A 26,033-nucleotide genomic window follows, 5' to 3' on the forward strand; every position below is an offset into this window, starting at 1 on the left:
CATTATGGGTATCAACGACAGTATTAGAGCACTAGAGCAGCAAATTTATGTCGCTTGCTCAGAAGGTGATTACGACGCAGTGACAATGTTAGAACACCAACTCGATAGCTTACGCAATAAAGCTGAGCATCCTTTTGATGATGACCCATATGCCCCGGAAGGTAAGATCTTCCCTGAAGACGATTGGTTCTAAGCTAACATTACCCCCATAAAAAATGCCAGTCAGTTAAACTGACTGGCATTTTTGTTGTTAAAGGGCTTCGTAGTTAAGGGACTTTTTATTCAAGATCTATGAAAAAGCCTGACTTAAAATGGATGGTTTGCCAATTGGTTACTCTCTTCCAACATCTTCTCTGCGACATATTTGTGGGTTGCCGTCGTTGGATGAGTGACATCCCAGAAGACAAACTTGTCTGCCCCTTCATACGCACATTCTGAACGCAGCGGATGGTTATATAGGTAATCAGCCGCTGAGGAACGGTTAATGTCTAGACACGCTTCACTCGCATTTACAAAGCCATGCGCTTGCGGATCAGAAACTAAGCTTTCAAACAGTGCGTTGGTATCATGCAGCGTAATGGTGTATCCCTGCGCGCTATAGTATTCAACCTGCGCCTTGATAAACGCATTCATTTCCAAAATCTTTGCGCGGATTTTCTCTATCTCTTCTTGCGTCGAATAGGTAAATTGAGGCGCTCGCGTTGCATCCGGTAATGTCATCAGTAAAAAGTGTTGCGCACCGGCATCTGTCAGGCGAATAAGCGCTTCAGCATAATCCGACTTCACTTCAGCGACGCTACGGCCGTAATTCATGAAGTCATTCAGACCAAACTCCAACGTAAACAGTGTATTTTCAGGCTGGTAGTTCTTAGCTAACTTAACGTAAGTGAGGTAAGAGCTCACCTGATCACCGACTCCTGTTAAAGCGATATACTGGTTCTCGCCCGCCGCGCCACCAACCGCCCAGTTGTATAGAGGCAAGTTCTTCGCTTCGGCAATATATTCGGTCCAGACAAACCCATTAGAGAAGTGGCCTAAGAACCAACTGTACGGATTAGGAAAACGCCACTGTGATGCGTTAAAGATGTTGCCGTTATCGGACAAGCTATCGCCAAACGCTACGATTTTGTTGATTTGCTGTGCTTGAACGACGGAATCGTTACTCCATATGGTGTGATTGTATGAGAAGCGATTATCTGCAGCATAGAAAGTGATGTCGGCATTTTCATTCGCCAGGTCTAAAGTTTGTTCGCAGCGTTCTTTAATCACGTTATTGGCCGTGTCTGTATAGAACATGTTTTTGAAAGACACCGAACTCCACCAATAGCCATCCAACGTAAAATAACTGCCGTCTGGGTTTTCTGCCCACTCCCAATCAGTCGCGGAGTCATCGTTTGAATAGCTAGTGCGGTACCAACAGCGAACGTAAGTATAAGTTTGCTTGCTTTGCGCACTAACAACCTGCGCTGGAGAGATCATTTCAGGCGTTATTAGCTCTTCTGAAGCTGAAGCAAATGAGAGTGGTAATAAAGCACTCAGTAATGTCATGGTTCTTTTCATAAGATTCCCGCTCTTTGTTTAATGAGAAAAGATCTCATCTAAGAGCACAGTTTCTGACTATTTACTCTAATTCGTCAATTATCCACGCCTTCTATCTATCAGCTTTGTAACCAAGATCGACTTTCAATAGATTTAGTAAATATCGTTCTTTTACTCTAAAAATAGAATATTTACTCAAATTAATTAACTAACAATGCGATTAAACACTATTAAGTAATTGCTTTATAAGGATATTTAAACAAACCTTGTGTTAACAAAATGTGTTTATTTGCTGATCTTTTGTTCATTTCAATACATTCAGGACACAAATATATTGGCATTTACCAACAAGTGATCATAGCTATGTTGCTCGTTTAAGTTTTATAAAATGAGAATTAATTAACAACAAGTGAATAGAATTGTCTCAAAAGGAATAAGACAAAATGCATCACATAACAAATACAATAAAAGGCTTGTTTTCCACTACTGCTGTTGCGGTAGCGGTAACACTACCAACGTCAGCTTACGCTTCTTTATCAGGGTTCGATGAATCCAAACTACCAACGAAGTACATCGTTAAGTTCAAAGAAGATCCTTCTACTCCATCAGCTATGAGTCGTAGCCCGTTTTACGGTCCTCGAATCGTGCAAGAGTCAGTGTTAGAACAACTTGACGCTAACAAAGTAGAAAAACTAGGTGACCAATCGATATACAGTATCGAAATCGACTCAGCGAACGTAACTCAACTGAGTAACCGAAGTGACGTTGAATATGTGGAGGTAGATCCACCTCGATACCTATTGAGTGAAACTGTCCCTTGGGGCTTTACTGCCGTCAATGCGCAATTACTGGACGACTCAAACGCAGGTAATCGCACGGTTTGTATCATTGATTCGGGTTACGACTTATCGCACAACGATTTAAGTGGGAACAGAGTCACGGGTACTAACGATAATGGTACAGGTTCATGGAGTTCACCGGGTAACAACAATGCACACGGTACTCATGTAGCAGGCACAATTGCGGCCATCGCTAACAACGAGGGCATCAAGGGTGTGATGCCGAATCAAAATGTAAACTTGCACATCGTGAAAGTGTTTAATGAGTCAGGCTGGGGTTACTCATCGAGTTTGGTTAAAGCAATCCAAATCTGTGCTGACAATGGTGCGAATGTGGTTAACATGAGCCTAGGTGGCAGTCAGTCGAGCGTGACCGAGAAGACGGCACTGCAACGTATCTATGACCAAGGTGTCCTGCTGATTGCGGCGGCTGGTAACGATGGTAATACCGCACATAGCTACCCTGCGTCTTACGATTCAGTCATGTCAGTTGCGGCGACAGATAACAACAATGACCATGCGGCGTTTTCTCAAGCCACCGATCAGGTCGAAATATCGGGCCCCGGTGTCGCCATCCTATCAACGGTGACTGTTGGCGAGGGTAAACTCTCTGATATCAAGCTTGACGGCATCAGCCAGTTTGATATTGGTATCGTCCCACACAATCGCTTAGTCCAGCGTTCAGGGAGCTATCAATCAGAACCGATTTCAGGCTCAGTGACGGCACCACTAGGTGTGTGCGATAACACTAGTGGAAGCTTTAACTGTGGTGATATGACCGACAAAATTTGTTTGGTTGAACGTGTTGGAAACCAAGGTTCAGGTAGCTATCCGGAAATCGATGCCGTGCAAGCTTGTTTTGACTCAGGTGCGCGAGCGACTATTGTTTACAGTAACAACGAGTTGCCTGGACTACAAAATCCTTTCCTTGTCGACACCAACGATAGCGCACGCATGCTATCGGTCACCGTTGATCGTGAGTTTGGCCAACAGCTTCTCGCCTATTCTGGACAGGAAATATCGGTTTCCACTACCCTTGGTGAAGACTACGAATATTACAACGGCACTTCCATGGCGACCCCGCATGTTGCCGGTGTTGCTGGTTTAGTATGGAGTTACCACCCAAGTTGTACTGCAACGCAAATACGCAGTGCGCTGACAGAAACCGCAGTCGACATTGACATCTCAGGACGCGATAATCGAACGGGTCATGGTTTGGTCGACAGTGATGCAGCGGTTGATTACCTAAACCAATTTGGTTGTGAAGGTAACGGCAACGGTGGTGGTGCCACTGATAGCTTTGTTAACGATAGCGCGGTTTCCATTCCAGATAACAATAGACGTGGTGTAACCAGCGACCTTTATGTCGATCGTATTGGCGATTCCGGTGTAGTCACTGTTTCCATCGATATCAGTCATACCTACATTGGAGATCTGAAAATTACACTCATATCTCCAGAAGGTGGACAAGTCGTCCTACACGACAATACTGGTGGCAGCGCCAACAACATCCAGAATAGTTATCAAGTTGATTTCACAGGCTTTGTATCTGAGGGAGCTTGGCAGCTAAAAGCCGTTGATAGCGCAAGACGAGATGTCGGCACAATTAATCGATGGTCACTTACTTTTCCTTAAGGAGTAAGAATCTCTATGGTCAATAAATTCATCCTATGTTCAGTGCTGCTTTTGGTTGGTATAACTGGCTCAGTATTCGCGAATAGCCAAGGTTTTTCTTTTCCAGGCAACAAAGAAGAAAACCTAGAGCAAGCACCATCGCGATACTTTGTGAAATACCTTGATGGTCAAGAGCATGAAGCCCGTATGCTTATCACTCAAGCAGGCCTTAACATCGTTGATGAGCTACCAAAAGATCAGGTACTGGTTGTCGAAGGAGATCTTAAACAAGTTAAAGCGCTCGTTCACGGCTCACCTATTGAATACACCGAACCCGTGCCAATAAGAAATCTATTGTCTCAGTAATCGTAAAGGCGAACATTGCGTTCGCCTTTTTTTCAATTGCTCTACCCTCTGTAATGTTTTGATTTCGATCAGGTGTACAACGTATAATCCCCCGCATACTACGTTTGACCACCATTCCTGCTTTACAACAACAAATTTATGTCTATTATCCGCAAGCAAACGTTTGCTTAACTTAAAACACGTCCACTTTGAGGGTTTTATGCTGTCTGATATTGAAATCTGTCGAAACACTCCATTACAGCCCATTGCTGATGTCGCTCAACATATTGGGCTTGAAGCCCATGAGTACACCAGCCAAGGTCTGCATAAAGCCAAAGTGAAACTATCTAGCCTCAAGCGTCTAGAGGGCAATACAGCGGGTAAACTCATTGTTGTCACAGCGATCACGCCAACGCCGCTGGGTGAGGGAAAAACCGTCACCACTATCGGCCTTGCGCAAGGCTTAGCAAAACTCAATCAGTCAGTCATGGCTTGTATTCGTCAGCCATCAATGGGACCAGTCTTTGGCGTTAAAGGCGGTGCTGCGGGTGGTGGGTATTCTCAAGTCGCTCCAATGGAAGAGCTTAACCTGCACCTCACTGGTGATATTCACGCAGTGACCGCAGCGCACAACCTTGCAGCCGCGGCGATTGATGCTCGTATTTATCACGAGCAGCGTGGCGGATATCAAGAATTTGAACAACGTTGTGGGCTAAAAGCACTTAAGATCGACCCTCAATCTGTGGTGTGGAAACGCGTCATGGATCATAACGACCGAGCCTTACGCATGGTCACTGTTGGTCAAAATGAAGCGGGTAAAACCATTAACGGCTACCAGCGTGAAGACGGTTTTGATATTTCGGCAGCGTCAGAACTGATGGCTATCTTAGCGCTAGCAAAAGATCTGAAAGATTTACGCCAACGCATCGGTAAAATTGTCGTTGCTTATGATCTGAACGGAAACCCGATTACCACAGAAGATCTTCAAGTAGCTGGTGCAATGGCCGTCAGCATGAAAGAAGCGATTGAGCCAACCTTGATGCAGACTCTGGAGGGCGTCCCTACTCTTATCCATGCGGGGCCGTTTGCCAATATTGCTCATGGTAACTCTTCCATTATCGCAGATGACATCGCCACCAAGCTGGTTGACTACACTGTTACCGAAGGCGGTTTTGGCTCAGACATGGGGTTTGAGAAAGCCTGTAACATCAAAGCTCAAATGTCTGAGAAAGCACCGGATTGCGCTGTTATCGTGGCAACATTGAGAGGATTAAAAGCCAACTCTGGCCTTTATGATTTGAAACCAGGTCAAGCGATCCCTGACTCGCTGTTTGAGGAAGACTCTCATGCTCTAAAAGCTGGGTTTGAAAATCTGAAATGGCACATTGATAACGTCACTCAATATGGCGTTCCTGCCGTTGTCGCGATTAATCGTTTCCCACAAGACAGCGAGCAAGAGCTTCACACGCTCAAAGAATGGATTGAAGCCCTACCCTCGGATGTCGAAGTAGCGATCAGCGAAGGTTTTGCTCACGGAGGTGACGGCACGCTTTCACTTGCAGAGAAAGTCGTTACTCAGACGAACAAGCCAAGTCAGTTCAAGCCGTTGTATCGCTTAGAGCAATCCATCGAAGAGAAGCTCATGGCTGTGGCCGAAGTTGGTTACGGCGCTGCGACACTAACATTAAGTGAACAAGCCAAAACTCAGCTGAAACGTTTTAAGGACCAAGGCTTTGACAATCTAGCTGTTTGCATGGCAAAAACGCCGCTGTCGATCTCAACCGATGGCAGCATCAAAGGTGCCCCAAGCGGTTTCGATGTCGAGATCCGTGAATTGAAACTGTGTGCAGGTGCCGGTTTCATCTATGCCTTGTGCGGCAATGTGATGACTATGCCGGGTCTGCCAGACAAGCCTGCGTTTATGAACTTAGACATTGATGAAGACGGCAATATCATCGGCTTAAGCTAATTCATTTTCAGAGGCCGAGTCAGACTTGGCCTCTTTTTTGTTCTACAGGCGCTCAAGCCATGAAGTTAGATCCAATATCATGTACCATTAAGAGAACACTCTCTCAGAACCGGATCTTTCATGGAAGCAGAGCTACTGGAAATAAAGAATTTCCTCTCCCAACATCCTCCTTTTGATGAACTCGAAGACGAAACCCTTAACTATGTGACCAAACATGTCGAGATCTCTTACTATCGTGAAGACACCCCTGTCATTCACTTTGGTGACGAAATTCACGACCTATACATGGTAAGAAGCGGGGTTATTGAAGTCTATCGACGTAAAGGTGAACTCTATAACCGCCTTGATGAAGGGGCACTGTTCGGCCAAATGGGCCTGCTAACCAGCAACAAAGTTCGATTTCCAGCTAAAGCGATCAAAGACAGCCTGCTTTACTGCATTCCTCAAGATGTCTTCCAAGAGCTGTACGACAACCATGAAGCCTTTGCCGACTTCGTGGAAGTAGAAGATAACGCCCGTCTACGCCAAACTGTCTCCAACAGTAACGAGCAAAACGATCTGACCACCTCCAAAGTACGAACTCTTCTTACTTCAGAGGCGCCAACCATCCATAAAGGCGAGTCGATCCAAAGTGCGGCAATTAAAATGGCCGAAGAGAATGTCTCTTCTTTGCTGATCATTGACCCAGAAGTGGAAGAGGACGACGAGCACGATAACTCGCCACTTGTGGGCATCATTACTGACCGAGATTTATGTACTCGCGTTCTGGCGCAAGGCTTAGATCCAAGTGATGATGTATCGAGCGTGATGACCACGGAGCTTATTTCGCTCGATCACAACGCTTATGTGTATGAAGCCATGCTGACCATGCTGCGCTACAACGTACACCACCTACCAGTCCTAAAAGACAAGCAGCCGATTGGCATCATCGAAGCCACGGACATTGTTCGCTACGAATCACAAAACTCGCTGCTATTGGTGAGCAGTATCTTCCAACAACAAACCGTAGAAGAACTGGCAGCCTTATCTGAACAGGTTAAAGACAGCTTCGTTCGCTTGGTCAACGAAGACGCCAACTCACACATGGTCGGCAGTGCGATGTCGGTAATTGGCCGTAGCTTCAAGCAACGTATTATTGAGCTGGCTGAAGAAGAACTTGGCGAGCCACCCGTTCCATACTGTTTTGTTGCATTAGGCTCTATGGGCCGTGATGAGCAGCTGCTCGTAACCGACCAAGACAACGCCATCATCCTTGATAATACCTTCGTCAAAGAAGAGCATGACTCTTACTTTGTTGAGCTTTCAAAGCGCGTATGTGATGGCCTTGATAAGTGTGGTTACACCTACTGTACCGGCGATATTATGGCGACCAACCCTGACTGGCGTATGACCCGTTCCGAGTGGGAAGAGTGCTTTGCTGATTGGATCGATAACCCAAACCCGAAAGCGCTACTCAACGCCTCGATTTTCTTCGACTTAGATGGGGTTTACGGCCGACTGAAATGGGCCGAGCAACTTAACGGCTTTATTGTACGCCGCGCTCGTAAAAACAATCGCTTCTTAGCTTGCTTGGCGCGTAATGCGATGAACCGTACACCGCCACTGGGCTTCTTTAAAGATTTTGTGATGGAGAAAGATGGCCAGCACAAAAACTCTATTAACTTGAAACGTCGTGGGACTGCCCCACTGGCTGACTTGATACGTGTTCACGCACTGGCGGTGGGCTCTCGCTCTAAGAACTCATTTGAACGTTTAGATGACATTCATGAAGCGGGTATTCTACCGAAAGGGAAAGCGCGTGATTTGAGCGATGCACTTGAGTTTATCTCAATGGTACGTATTCGACACCAAGCGCTAGATGTCGAGAACGAAATCGACCCAGATAACAATATCGAGCCAGAAAACTTGTCAGATTTTGAGCGCCGTAACCTCAAGGATGCGTTCCAAATCTTAAGTAACGCGCAGAACTTCTTAAAGTTCCGCTACCAAGCTAGCAACAACTTTAAGTGAGGCCACGATGATTCAACGATTAATGTCGCCTCCTTCCATCGATTGGCCAAAGAAATTTAGCCGAAAGCTTGATGTGGTTGCAGACGCTAAATTGAAAGAGTACTACAACGCTGGCGTTCCCGATCCAAGTACACCGCTTGAAGACGTGACGTTCTTAGCGATGGATTTTGAGACGACAGGGTTAGATTCAGACAACGAAGACATCATTACCATTGGTACGGTGCCGTTTAATCTGAACCGTATTTTCATCAATCAAGCGCACCACTGGACGGTAAGACCTCGTAAGCAACTTGCGGAAGAGTCGGTCGTGATTCACGGCATAACTCACTCAGATGTGTTGGATGCGCCGGATCTCTCTGGGATCTATGCTGAAGTGTTAGAGCAAATGGCCGGAAAGATCATGGTGGTTCACTATCAACGTATTGAGCGAGAGTTCTTTGATAAAGCACTGCAAACTCGAATCAAAGAAGGGATTGAGTTCCCAGTCGTTGACACCATGCACATCGAAACAACGGTGCAAAATAAGCAACGTGGTGGCTTCATCAACAAAGTCTTCGGCAAAAAGCCAGAGTCGGTACGTTTAGGCGCTAGCCGTTCACGCTACGGCCTGCCACCTTATACGCCGCACCACGCGTTAACCGATGCAGTCGCGACCGCCGAGCTGCTTCAAGCGCAGATCGCTCACCACTACGATCGCACCATGCCAATTGGTAAGCTTTGGATTTAGCTTCTCAATTGAGCTAGTAAACCATCAGTTCTTAAAGAGCTAGCCAGTAAAAAAGGAGCCATACTCGGCTCCTTTTTCGTAAGTTTGAATCGGTTACTTCTTCGCGCGAATCATACGGCGTAGACGAGAACGGCGCTCGGCATCACCTTGGTTTGAATCACTTGGGTTGTTTTGACGCGTTCTGCGGTTTTTAAACGCTGGCTTAGAGTGCATTTTTTCCAGTAGTGCGGCACGGTTCTTTGGCTCGTAGCCCTCTAACTCTTTGCGGTAAATACGCTGACCAATTAGAGTCTCAACTTGCTGAAGTGTTAGTTCTTCGTCACGGTTAACAAATGATACCGCGTTACCACGTTGACCAGCACGACCAGTACGACCGATGCGATGAACGTAATCTTCCGCTAGGAATGGCATATCAAAGTTCACTACGTGCGGTAGGTTTTGGATATCAAGACCACGAGCAGCAACGTCCGTTGCAATCATCACACGCGCTTTACCTGATTTAAACTCGTCCAGCGCACGGCGACGAGCACTCTGCGCTTTATCACCGTGACACAATACCGCTTTAATACCATCGAGCTTAAGTTCTTTTACTAGTTCGTTTGCTGTCTCTTTGTAGTTCACAAATACCAGCACTTGTTGCCAGTTCTTGCGGCCAATTAGCTCTGAAAGTAGCTCACGTTTACGCTCTTGTTCAACAGGGTAAACCACGTGTGCAATGGTATCAGCCGTCACGTTTTCACGAGCAACAGAAACACGCTTTGGTTGACGTAGGATTTTACCCGCCAACGTGTTCATTTGCGCTGAGAAAGTCGCTGAGAACAGCATAGTTTGAGGTTTGGTTGCCACACCCGCCATGATGCTTTCAATTGCGTTGATAAAGCCCATATCTAACATACGGTCAGCTTCATCAAACACTAAGAACTCTAGGTTAACCAGTGAAACGTTATTAAGGTCCATGTGCTCAATGAGACGACCTGGCGTCGCAACTAGGATATCAACACCCGAATCCAACACTTTCTCTTGAGATGACATTTTCGTGCCACCGTAAATCGCGATCGTCTTAACCGCTGTGTATTTGGTGTAGTCTTGAATGTTAGCGGCGATCTGCGCAGCAAGCTCTCGCGTTGGCGCAAGAATAACAGCGCGAGCCTGACGGCGTTGCTGTGGCTTAGCGTTATCAAGAATGTTTTGGATGATAGGCAGAGCAAACGCTGCTGTTTTACCTGTACCGGTTTGCGCATTAGCTAGAATGTCATGACCACGACGAGCAAAAGGGATTGCCTTTTGTTGTACCGGAGTCAGTTTCTCATAACCACACTCTGTAAGAGCTTTCACGATTTCTGGAGAAAAGTTTTGTGATGCGAATGACATATTTTGTTCCTAAAGCTAACGGCTAATACAAAGCATAACCAAAATGACGGTGGCAGATTATAGAGCAATAATGTGATCATTGGGGACTTATTTTCATTTTCAGCCCATATAGCAACAAATCTATCCTCGATTATGCCGATTTACTGCCCCACTCACTGAAAATGCACACGAAATATATCAATCAGCAACTTCACTTTCTTTGGCAAAAACATCGCTGATGGGTAAACCAATGTTAAATGCTGCTTAGGATGAGAGAAATCTGGCAGCACTTCAACTAGGCTCCCCTCCTTCAACGCTGGCATAGAGTGAACTTGTGGCAACAATGCAACGCCATTCCCCGCCATCGCCATAGATCGAAGTAAATTCAAGTCATCGGATCGAAGAGCAACACGAAGATCTTCGTCTAGAAGTGCGACGTTGTATCGGTTGGTCAGCAAACGGTGCTGTTTCAAGTCCTCAACCGTTTCAATCTTAGGGTGTGAGGCTAAATAGCTTTGGGATGCGACAAAGTGACTACGATAAGGCAGCAAGCTAAACTGGACATAGCTATCATCAGTCACTTTGACCACGCTCGGCAGTAACTGAAGATCAAAAGCTTGTCGCTTAAGGTCAACACTCTCTTGGTGATTCTCTATTTCCACAGAAATGTCGGGGAACCGTTGAGTATATTCGGTAATGATAGCGTTAAAAGCGGCCGAGCTCATTAGGGCCGACGGGATCGCCAATCGGACTTTTCCTGAGTGATCACTTTGGTGCTCTTTCATCACTCTCAACCCTTGGCGCAGCTGCTCAACAGGCTTTTCGATCAATTCAAATAGCCGTGTGCCTTGTTCAGTCAATTCAATCGATCGTGTTGTGCGGATTAACAATGGGCAGCCTAATGCTTTTTCGAGCTCTTGTAGACGCCGACTCACCTTGGAACGCTGCATATTATTCGCGGTTGCGGCAGCACTGATCCCACCATGAATCACCGTTTGGCTAAACAAATTTATGTCATCTAAGCTAACGTTCATTGTCCTACTTTTAGGTCTCTTATGGTCATCTTCGCATTCTACAGAAATGTGACTCGCTTCTCTATAATTCTCAGTTCAATAATATAAGCACTGGAATCCTTGCATGACGGCTGATCAAAAATTCAAACATTGGATGAGAACACTCATTGTCCTATTCATCGTACTCTTTTTGTACATTACCACCGCTGACCGTCACGCGCCGATCACGACAGAAGGACGAGTTCAAGGTTACGTGGTTCAGATTGCGCCTGAAGTGTCAGGCAAAGTGACCGACATCTTTGTCACCAACAACCAATCCGTCAATAAGGGCGACACTCTGTTCCAGCTCGATACTCGCAAGTACCAAATAGCCCTCAAGCAAGCGGAGCTATCACTTCAATCGGCCTACGAGAAAGAAGCGACGCTCTATTCACAGCGTGAAGCTGCGCTAGCCAATATCGCTCGCGCTAAAGCGACCTACGACAACGCACATCGGGAGTACATTCGTTTGCAGACCTTGTCCAAGCAGAAGGTCATATCGCAATCCAACTTGGACTCTGCCTTTGCCCAGAACCAAGTGGCAAGAGCCGCCCTAAAAGCAGAGCAGCAAAGCTTAAACGTCATTGATGCACAACTGGGTGACGGTCACGGTCAAAGCACCGCCGTACAAATTGCTAAGAACTCGCTAGAAAAAGCACAACTGGACATGACCAATACTAAGGTAGTGGCGCCAAGTGATGGTGTAATCACCAATCTACAACTTGAAATTGGTGCGATGGCCAACACCAATATGCCAATCTTGACCTTTATCCCGACAGATTCCTTGTGGGTTACGGCTGACTTTCGTGAGAAATCCGTGGCCAATGTGTCTACGGGTTATCACGCCCTAGTTGCCTTCGATGCGTACCCTGGCGATGTGTTCGCATTCAACATTGATAGCCAAGATTACGGCGTGTCGACGGCTCAGCAGGCTCCCAATGGCGCCTTAACCAAAGTCGAAGTGAACAACCGATGGGTACGTGACGCGCAGCGTACTCGGGTAAACCTAGACTCAGACAGTCCGATGCCTTCAGCGCTGTTTATTGGCTCTCGTGTTACGGTCGTACTCTACCCAGAAACCAACCCTTTCTGGCACTTTATGGCGCAAGTGCAAATTCATATCGCGAGCTGGTTCCACTACATCTATTAGGAGTTAATGCATGAAAGCGATGCGAATCTGGTTTGGCTGCTCCTGCGGCCTTGCCCTGAGTATGTTATTTGGTTGGTCTTACGGGTTCTTTGCTATGATGCTGCCGCTGTTCGTTCTAGGGCGTATGAACCATTTCCATTGGCCTATGTTACTGATGGTGTGCATATCAGCAATTTGGACAACCATACAGGCGACATTCTTACTGGAATACTTGCAGTTTCATCCAAGCTTAATGCTGGTGGCAGTGGGTATCATGATGCTGTTCAAATGCATCGCAATGATGAACCCAAAAACTTATCTGTTCGGCTATATGGGTCTACTTGTTGGATCAATTGTGCTTAACTTTGCGAGTTACGACTTTATTGATATTGAAGAGTTTAACGTCAATCTATGGGTCATTACGCTCGGTAACATTGTTGTCTGTGCGCTGGCATATTGGTTGTTCCCAGAACCGAAATCAGAATCAGTGCAAGAAGAGATGAGTACGCCCGTCAAAAGTGACATCGACTACATTAGCCAAGTGGCGATGGGCTGGGTCGTAGCGATGGTCGCCTTTATCGTGTTCCAAGTGGCCGATCTTTATGACTCGCTCTCTGCGCAAGCATCGATCTTGATTATTCTGACCCCGATGACCTTGGCAGGTTCGCTTGCAATGGCGAAGATTCGCATCATTGGAACAGCGTTAGGATGTATTGCGGGTATGGCGGTTCAGCTTATCTTAGGCAACTGGTTCAGCCATGGATTACTGTTCTGGTTAGCGGTCACCATTGCCATGGCGCCGTTTTGTTTGTGGCTCACTAAAGGCCAAGCTAAAGCGGCGATCGCTTTTTCAGCTATGTCGGCTCTAGCCGTGCCACTAACGACCTCGTTGGTACCTGAGCAGAAAGATGCGTTCTTCTCCATTCTGTACCGATTCAGCTCCATTTTTGTTGCAGTAACCGTGACAGCATTGGTCATGTGGGTCGTGCATCACTGCATACGTTGGTATTTACTTAGTCACAAACAATCGTTTGAAGTGTCCCAACACTAAGCCTACTCCAAAGAAATGGCAGTACACACACAATAAAAAAGCCAGTCAGCATTCACTGACTGGCTTTCACATATCAAATCAATTAATTGATTAACGGCGCTCTGTACGCATACCCATTAGTAGGCTTACACACATTAACAGCAGCACAATAGTAAACGGTAGTGCCGTTGAAATCGCACCCGCTTGTAGCGCTTGAACTGCTTCAGAACCACCAATCCACAGTAGTGCAACCGCAATCGCACCTTCCATAAATGCCCAGAAGACACGTTGAATCACTGGCGCATCAACTTTACCACCAGCAGTGATGCTATCGATAACTAGCGAGCCCGAGTCCGAAGAAGTAATGAAGAATACAAGTACTAGTACAACCGCAATGATTGACAGCACTGAGCCAAATGGCAGTACATCAAACATTTGGAACATCGCCAGTGAAATATCGGTTAGACCTTCGTTACCTAGCTGACCAACACCATTCATCACTTGATCGATCGCCATGCCACCAAACGTTGACATCCAAAGAACCGTCACTGCAGTAGGAACAAGCAGAACAGCAGTGATGAACTCACGAACCGTGCGACCTTTAGAAACACGAGCGATGAACATACCTACGAATGGTGACCATGAAATCCACCACGCCCAGTAGAATACCGTCCAACCTTGGAACCAAGCTTCATCTTCACGACCATGCGGGTTACTTAGAGGGATAAGGTTTTCTACGTAAGCCATCAGTGTTGTGCCGATGTTGCCCACGACGATTGCGTAGCCAATTAGAGCAACAAGGATTAGCAGTAAGAACGCAACAATCATGTTGATGTTACTGATCACTTTTACGCCGCCATCGATACCGCGAAGTACCGATACAACCGCAAGTAGTGTGACCACAGTAATGACCGTGATTTGCAAGCCAAGACCAGCATCAACACCAAACACGTGATGAATACCACTTGCTGCTTGCTGTGCGCCTAAGCCCAAGGACGTTGCTAGACCAAATAGCGTCGCCAGTACCGCAAGAATATCAACAATGTGACCCGCCCAGCCCCAAGCGCGATCGCCAAGGATTGGGTAGAAAATCGAACGAATAGAAAGAGGTAAGCCTTTATTGTACGCAAAGAAAGCCAGTGACAGCGCAACAACACCATAAATAGCCCAAGGGTGGAGACCCCAATGGTACATGGTCGCACCTAATGCAAGCTTAGCGGCTTCTGGTGTATTCGCTTCGACACCCAGTGGCGTTTCATACCAACCGGTGAAGTAAGCCACTGGCTCTGCCACACTCCAGAACATGAGGCCGATACCCATACCCGCAGCAAACAACATTGAGAGCCAAGAAAGATAAGAGTAATCTGCGGTTGCGTCTGTGCCGCCTAGGCGAATTTTGCCCATTGGCGATACAATCAGTGCTAAGCAGAAAACAACGAAGATGTTGCCTGACCAGATGAATAACCAGTCAAAGCTACCGATAATTTGCCACTTGATGCCATCTAGCGTTGCTTTCGCAGACTCGGCATCCATAACCAACACAGCGATTAAGAATACTGCAATTAGACCTGCACTCCAGCCAAATACCGGGTTGTGCACATCGAATCCCCATTTTTGTACGTTATCTTGACCGATAGTGTAATCGGTACTGTCGATACTGTACTTGTCTATGCCTTTAGTCATGATTCCTCTCTAGCATTTATTCCTGTCTGTGTATCAAGGTTATTAGTCGAATCATTAGAGTTAAAAATGATTTCTAAGCTAAACCACATGACACACGTCTCAATATTGTACGCTGATTGTCACATTGTTCCAGTAATAAGCTGTTTTTTAGTCATATTTTAGCCAAAGACCTACGCTTGTGACTAGAAAGCGACCAAGATACGCTAAGCTTAGTTAAAAATACTGTTTGAGCACGAAACATTTCACTCACTCTAGCAAAAATTAACAACTCAACGTTATAGCTATTTGTGAGGTTTGAGGCTTTTTTTCATTACTCAATTGATGTATTTTCGCCTACTTATCTCAACCGACTAGGGAACCGCATTGGAAAAGCACGAAGAAGTCCTGATTTCGATTCGCCAAATTATCAGAGCGATCGATCTACACTCTAAAAAATTAAGTAAAGAGTCTGGATTAACTGGACCCCAGCTAATATTGATGCGTTCAATTCGAGAGCTAGGCGAAGTCACTATCCGTCAGCTCTCTGACCATACGAACATGAGTCAAGCAACGGCCACGACGATCCTTGATCGTCTAGAGCGAAATGGTCTAGTTCAACGTGTCAGAAGTAACAAAGATAAGCGTAAAGTACACGCGTACCTGACGGAAAAAGGCCAAGCTCTTTTGGAAGATGCGCCGACACCACTCCAACAAAGCTTCATCACCAAGTTCCAACGCTTGGAGGAATGGGAGCAGTCTTTATTGCTTTCTTCGGTCCAGAGAATTTCTTCTATGATGAATGCCGAAGACATCGATGTAGCGCCTGTTTTGGAGCTTGGTAGCATTACTAAGCCTGAATAATCAAATCTGAGACAACTCACTTGTCTCTAGAGTTGCGCCAGCCCCTTTTTATGCTTAATTTTATTGTTATAACAATAATATTGAATAAGCGGTAGAAAGGGGTGTGCTAATGGGTAAAAGCAAAGCAGTGCAACGCCTAGAGCAAGATGCAATACTCAGCCAAGAGCAACAAACGCAAGTTTTAAAACTCATCGCCTCAATCACTCTATTGATCTTTATTCCATTAGGGATCAACAACATATTTAACGACGAAATCATGCTAGGAGCGGTTTTACTGGCATTCGAAATTTCATTACTGCTTGAAATTTCAGCGATCATTCTTAATCGCACAACACTCCTCAGCTACTACATTCCCCTTGCTCTCTTGACCGTGTCTGCGGTGTTAGCCATCAACGTATTCGGCACACTCGCCACCTACTGGCTTTACCCCATCGTTATCAGTACCATCTTTCTGTTACCTCGACGAGAAGCCTTAGTCACCAACGTAACGATGATCCTCTTTTCTTCGCTCGCAGCTTTACAGCACCAAACTCCGGAAGTCACTTTGCGTTATCTGATATCCTTGGTGGTTACCACGATTATTGTTCATGTCGTTGTAAAGGCAGTGAGAAACTTGCAAGCAGAGCTCCGCTCCTTATCAGTGACAGATCCAATGACTGGAACCTACAATCGACACGAATTGCCTGCCGCATTAGAGCGCACCATTGCGCAGTACCCTTGCTCTTGCATTGCCATCATTGATATCGATAATTTCAAGCAAGTGAACGATGACCACGGTCATGACATTGGCGATAAGGTGATTATCGATACGGTCAAAACCATTAAGGCAGTGACTACGGACAAAGAGTTGCTTTTTCGCTTAGGTGGCGATGAGTTCTTATTGTTGATTCAAGACCGAGATCTTAAATTGGCGGAGAGACTAATGAATCACCTCACGAATCAAGTTCGAATGGTCAACTTTGCGCACCAGCAATCGGTCACCATCAGTTCGGGGGTCGCTGAATCCAAGACCTTCGAAGAGATTAAAGAGTGGATGAAACGAGCTGATCTTGCGTTATACAAATCCAAACATTTGGGGCGTAACCGAGTCTCAGTCTATACCCCAGCCTTAGATGACCAACTGGAATCACGCCAAGTGACACAGAAAATGAGCTAGCTAGCTTGGTGCGACAAATAGATTGGAAGCTCACCTTCCCCTTTGACCTGACGTATCGCCAAGTGAGTGTGAATATCCTTTACATTATCCAAACGTTGCAGTTTTCTTGTAAACGATTCATATCCAGCTAAATCGTGGCTCACGACCTCAAGCAAGTAATCATAAGCGCCTGATACAACGTGACAGCTGATGATTTCGTCCATCTCTTGAATAGCTTGTTCAAAGTCTTCAATACTGCTGGCTTGGTGATTGTTCAAGCTCACTTCAACAAACACCGTCATGCCGACACCAATCAGCGTTTTATTTAAGCTCGCTCGGTAGTTGGCGATAATCCCCAGCTCTTCCAATCGCTTAATACGACGTGCACAAGGCGAAGCCGATAACCCGACGTTGTCTGCAATGTCTGCGGTCGATTGGCGAGCGTCTTGCTGAAGCAGGCGTAAAATGTGTTTATCGATCCTATCCATATCTCGTACCGTCACATTCCATCAAAATTTTCAGCTATGTTAGCTGATTTCATCAATAATACTTATTTTGATAATCAATATTGCCAGATTTAACCCCAAGATACGCTCCATAATAATCATAATTAAAACTTAGCTCACGTATGGATATGGTTTCTGGATATTTGGCAATGATTGCCACCTTGTTACTTTGGTCAGGTTTTTTTCTTTCCCTTCGCGGGGGCGCTCATTCTGATCTGATGACCGCTGATATTGCCCTCACACGATTCATCATCCCGTGTCTTTTGCTATGCCCACTTGTCTATAAAGCTCGGCATTCCATTTTAGCGGTTCCAAAGCGCTACCTATTGGGTCTATTTGTCGGCAGCGGATTGCCCTACTTACTGGTTGCGGGTGCTGGTATGCGTTTGGCCCCTGTCGCGGATGGCAGTGCACTGATCCCAGGAACGCTACCTCTGTTTGTTACCGGTATCGCAGTGATACTGTTTAAACAGCCCCTAAGTCGCCATCGTGTCATTGGATTGGGGCTGGTTGTAACCGGTATTGGCCTTTTCCTAAGTCAAAGCCTAGGGGCTGCTTCATTGACTCTACTGCATGGCCACATGCTGTTTTTAACCGGCAGCATGATGTGGGCAACGTTTACTATTTGCGCTCGAGTTTCTAACCTCAACCCTTTGGTTGCGTCGGGTTTGGTTTCATTGTGTTCCACGTTCATGCTGATACTGCTCATTGTAAGCGGGGCTTTAGACAGCTACTTGTATTCTCAACCTTACGATAAGTGGCCTTTAACTGAGTTGATCAGCCATACGTTGTTGCAGGGTGTTGGAGCAGGATTAGTGGCCGCGTTTACCTATCTTCACGCCATCTCCGTTCTGGGCGCAGAGCGAACGGCGGCCTTTGGCGCAGCAACGCCAGCGATTGCGACACTCTTGGCAATGAGCGCTTTTTCAGAGCAACCCAGTGCCGTAGTATGGTGTGCATTGTTGATCATCGGCCTCGGTAGTCTTATCGCCAGCAACCTGTTTATGAAACAAGATCAGTCGTTGAGTTACCAACCTCCGACTTTTGAGAAACAGTAGGAATGACCCAACCTTGTTCTGCTTTTGCTGTCGACAAACAATAACGGTATAGTCGCGGTCTGGTTAGACAATTGATTGGAAAATAACAGTGAAGACACCTTGTATTGCAGCTTGTAAGAACAACGATGGTATTTGTAGCGGCTGCCATAGAACAATGGATGAAATTGCTAATTGGAGACACTACACCGATCAAGAGCGTGACCAAGCGATTGAAAGAATCAGCGCCAAACAGTCGACTCACAGCTGCCCTAACTGCCGACAACCTGCGCAGTGTGACATCAGCATAGGCAAATCAACGTGTTGGTGTTTCAATATTGAAAAGCGCGACACGTCTGACTTACCAAGCTCTGATAGCTGCCTATGTCGTAAGTGCCTAACTGCACTCCCTACCGCATAAATATCGCCCAAACCATAGATTTGATTTTGGATTACTTTTTCTAATCCAAAATCAAAATTTTTATCCTGCTTCAGATCACACTTTTTGGTTGATAGCATCCTCAACACCCACTAATATCTCGCGCCTGAAACTTCCCTTTATAAATCTTCAAATTAGCTCTGTTTTCACAAAGCTAATTGTTTTTGCGTTTAATACTTAGGTGCCGCCAAGATGTCTGCGTCTTCACAAATTGTAAAACTCACGTTTCTTATTGCGATTTTGACTGCTGTTGGTCAAATGACTCAAACCATGTATGTGCCTTCTATCGGCTATATGGCGAGTGAGTTTCTGGTTACGCCCGCTGCGCTACAAGCAGTTATGGCCTGCTATCTGATCCCTTACGGTATTTCTCAGTTCGTTTATGGGCCACTGTCTGATCGCTTAGGTCGTAAACCTATCATCATTGTCGGCTTGTTCATCTATATCTTAGGGACGCTGGTCACGTTGTTTGCTCACGGTTACGAGTGGTTTCTTGTAGGTAGCTTTATTCAAGGCCTAGGTATTGGCTGTGGTGGCGCTATGTCACGCACCTTAACCCGCGACCTGTTTGAAGGCTCAGAGTTACATAAAGTAAACAGCTTAATCAGCATGTGTGTGATCTTCTCACCACTGATCGCACCAGTATTAGGTGGCTACCTGACTGAGTCATTGGGTTGGCGCTCTAGCTACATGTTCTTAGCGCTATTTGGCATTGCCGTGGTCATTACTATGATGACCAGCTTTAAAGAGACCTTACCCGTAGAGAAACGCCGCTACGAGAAAGTGTCGCACAGCTACCGTTACGTCTTATCCGATCGCCGTTTTCAAGGTTACTTGATCTGCTTAGTGGCGACGTTTTCAGGGATTGCGATCTTTGAAGCGGCAGCGGGTGTATTGCTAGGGGGTGTATTAAAGCTACCTGCAACGACAGTCAGCTTGCTGTTTGTATTGCCGATTCCGGGTTACTTAGTCGGCGCAGCGCTTTCAAGCTTTATTGCCACCAAACGTAACGAGAAGAGTGCTCTTAATGTCGGCCTAGTTGCCATTATGGTGGGTTCTGTGGTCGTGTTAGTGCCGGGCTTATTTGGTGAGACCAATGCCCTGACTCTGATTGGTGGTGCAACGATTTACTTCTTAGGTGCAGGTATCTTGTTTCCTGCGGCGACAACAGGCGCATTGTCTCCATTCCCGTACCATGCAGGCACAGGTGGCGCAGTATTAGGTGGTATGCAGAACTTAGGGGCTGGTCTCGCGACGTTAGGTGCATCTCTTATCCCTGCTCCTGACCAAATGCCGTTAGGTGCTCTGATGCTGGTGATGTCAGTGATTGCGATGTTCGGTTTGATCCGTGTGAACCACACGCCAGATTCTTCAAACGAGATGCCGTTAGCTTACTAAGCAGTAGCTCTTAGAAAATCCAAAAAAAATGGTAGAGCATGTTGCTCTACCATTTTTTCATTAAGCGACCAACTAAATTCGGGTGATACGACCAACTGTGGTCAAACATCGACATCAACTCAGGGTTACCGTATTTCGATAAGCTAATAGCATGGAAACGGTTTTTGCTTTCCTTAAGTTGGGCGACTTTCTCTAGCATTTCTTCCGACTGCTTCGGTGCGATAAAATCCGAAATGACGACCATATCCGCATTACGGTATTTGTCTCCGCCCATCAAATCAATAGATTTCATCAGTACCGGCTCTAAATCGGTACCGCCGTGGAAACTGTAAGTCAAAAAGTCACTCGCTTCACGTAGGCCGTCTTGCTTAGTCAATTCATAGGTAATCTGCTCAGTCGAGAACAGAATCACGTAACAATCTCGATCTTCTGCCAATGCAATCTGCATTAACGCATACGCCATAGCCTTAGCGCATTGCTCTGGGAATCCGCTCATTGAGCCTGAGGCATCGACACACACGATAAACGGCCCTTTTTCGACATCCGCATTTGCATTGTCTGGCTTTTGGGCACTCACTTTACGTAGCGTGCGAGATTTACCCTGCATCTTGTAGTTCATCAAACGTTTATCGACTAAATGTTTGTAGAACACCACTTCAAGCTCTGGGTAGGCCAAGAACATGGTTTCGTTAGGCAGCAGCTTGTTAAGGTCATCACCTTCATGAATGCCAACAATGTCATCAGTAGCTTGATCGGATTTCTCTTCCACTACTTGGGGTTCTTCAACTGGTGCACGGTTCAAATCAGGATCATCGACCTGGCTCGCCATGCGACCAAGCTTTTCAGCAATTTCTTGCAAGCCTTTGTTCTTCGCCAAAAACTCAGCGTGACGTTTCATCACGGTGAGGTCTGTTCTGCTGAGTCGAGCAGACGCCATATCCCATAATCGACCCACACTGCCCTCATCGCCACTCTCGGTCACTTTGTCCATGTTTTTCATGGTTTCCATGCGTTGATAGAGATCTTTAAGGGCTTTTTCTTTGTTGGCTTCTAACTCGGTAAGCTGAGCTTGTCGGATCGCATCTGATAAACTTTGATACCATTGGTCACAGAAATAGTGCGGAAACATCGGGTTCTCTAACCCTTTGTTTTGCTCCATTAAGCGGCGAGCTTGCATGTAGAAGGCAGAGTGCCATTCTAACTGCTTGATGATGTCGGAAATTTTGTCGAAAAATTCCGCTTCGTTCCAGTGAATGACCTCTTGATATAGGGCGAGTTCATGCTGGAAACGTTCGGTCTCACAGACCTTGGTGATGCGTTTTTTAACACTACCACGCCACTTCAGAAGATGGTTTTTAACCGAGCTTTTTACCCCTCGGTTTTCAGTCACCGCCATCATTTGTGAACGTGCCATCAGATCATTGACCGCAGAATCAATCATGCCTGAATCTGCGATCATTAATACAAGGTTAAGTCCGTCAGCACCTAGCATTCCACTCTCCTACGCAAAGAATTGATCTAAGGTTTTGAAACGGAAGACAGTGCGTTCGCACTCCGCTTTGGTTGTTTCTAGAACCTGCTGTAAGTTCTGTAGGCTCGACTCCATCGCTCTTGGCAACTCTTGATCAACAAAGCCATGCGGCAGTGCACCGTGGAAGTTAGAACGAACACGTAATAGATGGTGCTCCGCCTGCTCAAGTTGGGCCATTGCTTGTTCAGATTTTGTCAGCCATTCTTGGTAGAGGGACTCATCCAAGCCTTTAGTGGTCACAATAGTCACCAACACAGCTCGGTTGGCAATGTCTTTGATAACAAGATTATTGGCTGCGTCCATATCGAAACGAAGGCGAACTAGGTTGGTATTGGTGTTCACATAACCGTAAACATCGCCATGACCTTCTTTGATCACACGTTCGAGTTCATTCTTAGGCACGTAGACCCAACGACTGTCGCCTTTTTCAGACTCAGTCACTGACATATTACTCTGCAACAACACAAGCTTAATCAAATCAAACGCACTGCCTACCTTGTAGCTTTTCGCGTCTGAAATATCGTAGCTGTGGATCTGTTTTTTAAGCAGACCAGTCGTCGACTCCATTGAAAGCATGGTGCCAAACTCAGATTCTAGCTCTTCTTGAATATCGCTCAGTTCCTCACGACACAAGGTAATTTGTTGTTCTACATCTTGCTGATCAAAGGCATGTTTTAGCGCAAAGTCTCGAATGACCTTACGCACAATGTCACGCGATTCAGGACTGTTCCACAAACAGTCTTGAAGTAACAAGATATCGAGAGGGTTAATCGAGTCACGGCCATTAAAGTACGCGCTCGCTTTAAGCAATTTCACCGCCTTTTTCCAACGACGGTCAGACACGTACATTTCGGTATCAGACGCATCGAGACCACTGTCGGCGGTCGCTGCGTTTTCAAGTAGTGTCTTGAGCTCATAAAGCTTTTCGAACACATCATCACTTAGCTCAAGCTGTTCCAGTTCTGATTGCCACTGGTGATATTCTTGATCAGTGATGGCTAATCCTTCAGGGATAGAGGCTTCTTGAGGAGTGCCCACGGTAAGCATCGACTTAAAGTTCTGCTTATCTTGAATACGGTTTACAAACACACGCACCAGCATACGGTCATACAATGCATCTAAGCCGCTGTCTTCATCGGGCAACTCGTTGGATGCAGAAACCAACAAGCGCATCGGCACACGTTCAATTTCGCTACCGTTCTTAAAGGTCTTCTCATTCACGACGGTTAACAGCGTATTCAAAATTGCCGGGCCTGCTTTCCAGATCTCATCGAGGAATACGACTTGTGCGGTCGGTAGATAACCGTCTGTGAGTCGAACATATCGACCGTTATCTTTTAATTCTTGAATGCTTAAAGGACCAAACACTTCTTCAGGTGTCGAGAAGCGCGTCATTAAATATTCGAAGTAAGAAGAATTATCGAAGGCTTGAATGAGACGTTTTGCAATCAAACTTTTTGCAATGCCAGGGGGGCCTAATAGAAAAACGCTTTCACCCGCTAGGGCAGCGAGTAGACATAATTTGATTGTTTCTTCTCGCTCGTAAACCCCATCAGAAAGGGCTTTCGCGAGTTTATTTATTCTCTCAGAGAGTAACGCTTTTTGCGAGTGAGTAGCTCGACTCTGAATCATCATTACTTGCGCTCTCCTACCTATAAACCACTGTACGTATAAATGAGTTTATACATTTGTTATTACTTTGTTACAAGTGCAATTTCAAATATGATAAGCATTTATAGCAGAACGAATATTTCCGTAACGCGATGAAATCAATGTTTGCAATTTTGAGATGAACATCACTTATCATTGCCTATTGCGATGCGCCCACTTCACCTTGTCTCTTTATCTATTTAAGCATTGTCTGTAATGTAGTCCCTGTCTATTTCTGGGGCCTATTAAGTCAAAATGAATACCAATATAAAAACCCTACATACATGGAAACGTATTGCTCTTATTGAAGAAGACGTACAACTACCAGACGGCAACACCATTACTCACACCACCATTTCACACCCGGGCGCAGCCGTGATTCTGCCGATTGACGATAACGGCAATATCATCACCATCAATCAATTCAGACCGTCACTTAAGAAATGGTTATTGGAACTACCTGCCGGCACACTGGAAAGCGATGAAGAGGTGGATGCCTGCGCGCACAGAGAGCTTGAAGAAGAGACTGGCTACAGCGCACAAACCATGATATCTCTAGGCCAAGTAACACCTCTGGCGGGATTTTGTGATGAAATACAACATTTGTTTGTCGCCAAAGATCTGACTTTGACCCGCCGTTACGATTGTGATGACGATGAGGTTATCGAAGTGGTAGCCCTCTCTGTTGAACAACTTGAAAGTAAAGTCATTAACGGCGAAATTACAGATACAAAAACCATCGCATGTTTAAGTAAAGCAAAGCTGTGCGGATATATTTAGGAGAGAGTAATAATGGATTTTCGTTCTGATACGGTAACGAAACCGACAGAAGCCATGCGTAAGGCAATGGCAGAAGCACCGGTTGGTGATGATGTTTATGGTGATGACCCAACCGTAAATGAACTGGAGCAATGGACTGCCGAACGCCATGGTTTTGAAGCGGCACTATTTACGACATCCGGCACGCAAGCCAACCTTTTAGGCTTAATGGCCCATTGCGAACGTGGTGATGAGTATTTGTGTGGCCAGCAGGCGCATAACTATAAGTATGAAGCCGGTGGGGCAGCCGTTTTGGGCTCTATTCAACCTCAACCGATTGAGAATAACCCTGATGGTACGCTTGACCTTGGTAAGCTAAAAGCAGCAATCAAACCTGATGATAGCCACTTTGCTCGCACTAAGTTACTGAGTTTAGAAAACACCATCAATGGCAAAGTGCTACCTATGAGCTACCTTGCGCAGGCACGAGAGTTTGTGGATGAGCATGGCTTGTTACTGCATCTTGATGGCGCTCGTGTATACAACGCCGCAGCTGCGCTTGATATCGATGTTAAAGAGATCGCACAGTATTTCGATTCGATGACCGTCTGCCTTTCTAAAGGGCTTGCTGCTCCGATTGGTTCATTGCTGCTCGGTGACAAAGCCTTTATCGCCAAAGCGCGTCGTCTACGTAAGATGGTCGGTGGCGGTATGCGCCAAGCGGGTATCTTAGCCGCTGCAGGTAAGTTGGCGCTGACAGAACAAGTTGGCCAGCTGAAAGTTGACCACGCAAATGCCAAGCTGCTCGCTGAGCGCCTAGATCAACTACCCGGCGTGAAAGTGAATAGTGAGTTTGTTCAGACTAACATCGTATTTGCTAAACTTGATAGCCAAATTGATATCCACGCGATTGCTGAAAAGCTTAACCAAGATGGCATTACTATCAGCCCAGGAAACCCGATTCGTTTTGTCACTCACAAGGACATCAGCGAGCAAGATGTGCTTTGCTTCGCAGAGAAATTTGCTTCCCATCTCTCTTAAATCATTTCTTGATCTGACACCATTGAGCTTCCCCTAGGGGGAAGCTTTATTATTTCGCCTGTTAATAGTAAACAGGTACTTTCAATGATTCGTGTATTCATTTTTGCTGCTGCCGCACTCTTCTCAAGCGTCTCGCTCGCTAACCCTAATTTTGGTGATGCCAAACTCGGAAAGGTAAAAGCGCCAAGCTGTATCTTCTGTCATGGCCAAGACGGCATCGCTTCGAACCCGACTTATCCTCATATCAAAGGGCAAAATGCTCAGTATCTGTTTCAATCCATGAAAGATTATCAAGATGGCAATCGCACAGGTCCACTCGCTGACATGATGAAAGCACAGCTTTCAAAACTCAACGATCAAGATTTAAAAGACATTTCTGCGTATTTTTCTAGTCAGTAGTAATAGCTCCGGAC

The 26,033-nt window shown here is 46.0% G+C and carries 23 protein-coding genes; 16 read left to right on the forward strand and 7 right to left on the reverse strand.

Going from position 1 to position 26,033, the window contains the following annotated elements; genetic code table 11:
* Window positions 1-4 precede the first annotated feature (4 nt).
* Window positions 5-193 (forward strand): hypothetical protein, encoded by a 189-nt coding sequence (locus EJ063_RS01825; protein WP_126572301.1) that lies wholly within the window; start codon window positions 5-7, stop codon window positions 191-193.
* A 113-nt stretch (window positions 194-306) separates the two neighbouring features.
* On the opposite strand, the gene EJ063_RS01830 is transcribed toward EJ063_RS01825, so the two are convergent.
* On the reverse strand, window positions 307-1,560 hold the full coding sequence (locus EJ063_RS01830) for an SGNH/GDSL hydrolase family protein (protein WP_126572302.1): 1,254 nt from the start codon (window positions 1,558-1,560) through the stop codon (window positions 307-309).
* A 422-nt stretch (window positions 1,561-1,982) separates the two neighbouring features.
* Here EJ063_RS01830 and EJ063_RS01835 point away from each other — a divergent pair, with 422 nt between their 5' ends.
* From EJ063_RS01835 to EJ063_RS01855, 5 genes are all read left to right on the forward strand, one after another.
* Window positions 1,983-4,013, forward strand: coding sequence for a S8 family serine peptidase (locus EJ063_RS01835; RefSeq protein ID WP_126572303.1), 2,031 nt, complete (start codon window positions 1,983-1,985; stop codon window positions 4,011-4,013).
* A gap of 15 nt (window positions 4,014-4,028) precedes the next feature.
* Window positions 4,029-4,358 (forward strand): ATPase, encoded by a 330-nt coding sequence (locus EJ063_RS01840; RefSeq protein ID WP_126572304.1) that lies wholly within the window; start codon window positions 4,029-4,031, stop codon window positions 4,356-4,358.
* Between the two features lie 199 nt (window positions 4,359-4,557).
* Window positions 4,558-6,306: a formate--tetrahydrofolate ligase gene (locus tag EJ063_RS01845; RefSeq protein WP_126572305.1), complete on the forward strand. Its 1,749-nt coding sequence runs from the start codon at window positions 4,558-4,560 to the stop codon at window positions 6,304-6,306.
* Between the two features lie 120 nt (window positions 6,307-6,426).
* Window positions 6,427-8,316: a DUF294 nucleotidyltransferase-like domain-containing protein gene (locus EJ063_RS01850; RefSeq protein WP_126572306.1), complete on the forward strand. Its 1,890-nt coding sequence runs from the start codon at window positions 6,427-6,429 to the stop codon at window positions 8,314-8,316.
* A gap of 7 nt (window positions 8,317-8,323) precedes the next feature.
* Window positions 8,324-9,043, forward strand: coding sequence for a 3'-5' exonuclease (locus EJ063_RS01855; RefSeq protein WP_126572307.1), 720 nt, complete (start codon window positions 8,324-8,326; stop codon window positions 9,041-9,043).
* A 93-nt stretch (window positions 9,044-9,136) separates the two neighbouring features.
* On the opposite strand, the gene EJ063_RS01860 is transcribed toward EJ063_RS01855, so the two are convergent.
* Window positions 9,137-10,414 (reverse strand): DEAD/DEAH box helicase, encoded by a 1,278-nt coding sequence (locus tag EJ063_RS01860; protein WP_126572308.1) that lies wholly within the window; start codon window positions 10,412-10,414, stop codon window positions 9,137-9,139.
* A 152-nt stretch (window positions 10,415-10,566) separates the two neighbouring features.
* The gene (locus tag EJ063_RS01865; protein WP_126572309.1) at window positions 10,567-11,427 is read right to left on the reverse strand and encodes a LysR family transcriptional regulator; all 861 of its coding nucleotides are present in this window, start codon (window positions 11,425-11,427) and stop codon (window positions 10,567-10,569) included.
* Window positions 11,428-11,530: 103 nt separating this feature from the next.
* Here EJ063_RS01865 and EJ063_RS01870 point away from each other — a divergent pair, with 103 nt between their 5' ends.
* Both EJ063_RS01870 and EJ063_RS01875 read left to right on the forward strand, forming a co-directional pair.
* Window positions 11,531-12,595, forward strand: a complete 1,065-nt coding sequence (locus EJ063_RS01870; RefSeq protein WP_126572310.1) for an HlyD family secretion protein — start codon at window positions 11,531-11,533, stop codon at window positions 12,593-12,595.
* A gap of 10 nt (window positions 12,596-12,605) precedes the next feature.
* A complete protein-coding gene (locus EJ063_RS01875; RefSeq protein ID WP_126572311.1) occupies window positions 12,606-13,625 on the forward strand; it encodes a DUF2955 domain-containing protein in 1,020 nt (339 codons plus the stop codon).
* Window positions 13,626-13,715: 90 nt separating this feature from the next.
* Here EJ063_RS01875 and EJ063_RS01880 read toward each other — a convergent pair whose 3' ends face one another.
* Window positions 13,716-15,287: a BCCT family transporter gene (locus EJ063_RS01880; protein ID WP_126572312.1), complete on the reverse strand. Its 1,572-nt coding sequence runs from the start codon at window positions 15,285-15,287 to the stop codon at window positions 13,716-13,718.
* 363 nt (window positions 15,288-15,650) lie between these two features.
* Here EJ063_RS01880 and EJ063_RS01885 point away from each other — a divergent pair, with 363 nt between their 5' ends.
* Complete coding sequence (locus EJ063_RS01885; protein ID WP_126572313.1) at window positions 15,651-16,127, forward strand: MarR family winged helix-turn-helix transcriptional regulator; 477 nt, start codon at window positions 15,651-15,653, stop codon at window positions 16,125-16,127.
* Window positions 16,128-16,236: 109 nt separating this feature from the next.
* Complete coding sequence (locus EJ063_RS01890; protein WP_126572314.1) at window positions 16,237-17,283, forward strand: GGDEF domain-containing protein; 1,047 nt, start codon at window positions 16,237-16,239, stop codon at window positions 17,281-17,283.
* Here the strand turns inward: EJ063_RS01890 and EJ063_RS01895 are convergent.
* On the reverse strand, window positions 17,280-17,750 hold the full coding sequence (locus tag EJ063_RS01895; protein ID WP_126572315.1) for an Lrp/AsnC family transcriptional regulator: 471 nt from the start codon (window positions 17,748-17,750) through the stop codon (window positions 17,280-17,282). The two genes, EJ063_RS01890 and EJ063_RS01895, sit on opposite strands and share 4 nt — an antisense overlap.
* Window positions 17,751-17,896: 146 nt before the next feature.
* On the opposite strand from EJ063_RS01895, the gene EJ063_RS01900 reads away from it, so the two are divergent.
* From EJ063_RS01900 to emrD, 3 genes are all read left to right on the forward strand, one after another.
* On the forward strand, window positions 17,897-18,826 hold the full coding sequence (locus EJ063_RS01900; RefSeq protein WP_208640349.1) for a DMT family transporter: 930 nt from the start codon (window positions 17,897-17,899) through the stop codon (window positions 18,824-18,826).
* An 88-nt stretch (window positions 18,827-18,914) separates the two neighbouring features.
* Window positions 18,915-19,223, forward strand: a complete 309-nt coding sequence (locus EJ063_RS01905) for a DUF1289 domain-containing protein (protein WP_126572316.1) — start codon at window positions 18,915-18,917, stop codon at window positions 19,221-19,223.
* Window positions 19,224-19,433: 210 nt separating this feature from the next.
* Window positions 19,434-20,639: a multidrug efflux MFS transporter EmrD gene (emrD, locus tag EJ063_RS01910; protein WP_126572317.1), complete on the forward strand. Its 1,206-nt coding sequence runs from the start codon at window positions 19,434-19,436 to the stop codon at window positions 20,637-20,639.
* A 46-nt stretch (window positions 20,640-20,685) separates the two neighbouring features.
* Here emrD and viaA read toward each other — a convergent pair whose 3' ends face one another.
* Window positions 20,686-22,131, reverse strand: coding sequence for an ATPase RavA stimulator ViaA (gene viaA / locus EJ063_RS01915; RefSeq protein ID WP_126572318.1), 1,446 nt, complete (start codon window positions 22,129-22,131; stop codon window positions 20,686-20,688).
* A 9-nt stretch (window positions 22,132-22,140) separates the two neighbouring features.
* Complete coding sequence (locus EJ063_RS01920) at window positions 22,141-23,802, reverse strand: ATPase RavA domain-containing protein (RefSeq protein WP_439333265.1); 1,662 nt, start codon at window positions 23,800-23,802, stop codon at window positions 22,141-22,143.
* Between the two features lie 273 nt (window positions 23,803-24,075).
* Here EJ063_RS01920 and EJ063_RS01925 point away from each other — a divergent pair, with 273 nt between their 5' ends.
* The 3 genes from EJ063_RS01925 to EJ063_RS01935 all read left to right on the forward strand — a co-directional run bounded on the left by EJ063_RS01925 (window position 24,076) and on the right by EJ063_RS01935 (window position 26,019).
* Window positions 24,076-24,600 carry an NUDIX hydrolase gene (locus EJ063_RS01925; RefSeq protein WP_126572320.1) on the forward strand — a complete coding sequence of 175 codons (525 nt, stop codon included), beginning with the start codon at window positions 24,076-24,078 and terminating at the stop codon, window positions 24,598-24,600.
* Window positions 24,601-24,612: 12 nt separating this feature from the next.
* Window positions 24,613-25,620 (forward strand): low-specificity L-threonine aldolase, encoded by a 1,008-nt coding sequence (gene ltaE, locus EJ063_RS01930; protein ID WP_126572321.1) that lies wholly within the window; start codon window positions 24,613-24,615, stop codon window positions 25,618-25,620.
* An 84-nt stretch (window positions 25,621-25,704) separates the two neighbouring features.
* Entirely contained in the window at window positions 25,705-26,019 is a 315-nt protein-coding gene (locus EJ063_RS01935) for a c-type cytochrome (protein WP_126572322.1), read from the forward strand.
* Window positions 26,020-26,033 lie beyond the last annotated feature (14 nt).

The sequence above is a fragment of the Vibrio aquaticus genome, assembly GCF_003970385.1.
In the GTDB taxonomy this organism is placed as follows: Bacteria; Pseudomonadota; Gammaproteobacteria; order Enterobacterales; family Vibrionaceae; genus Vibrio; species Vibrio aquaticus.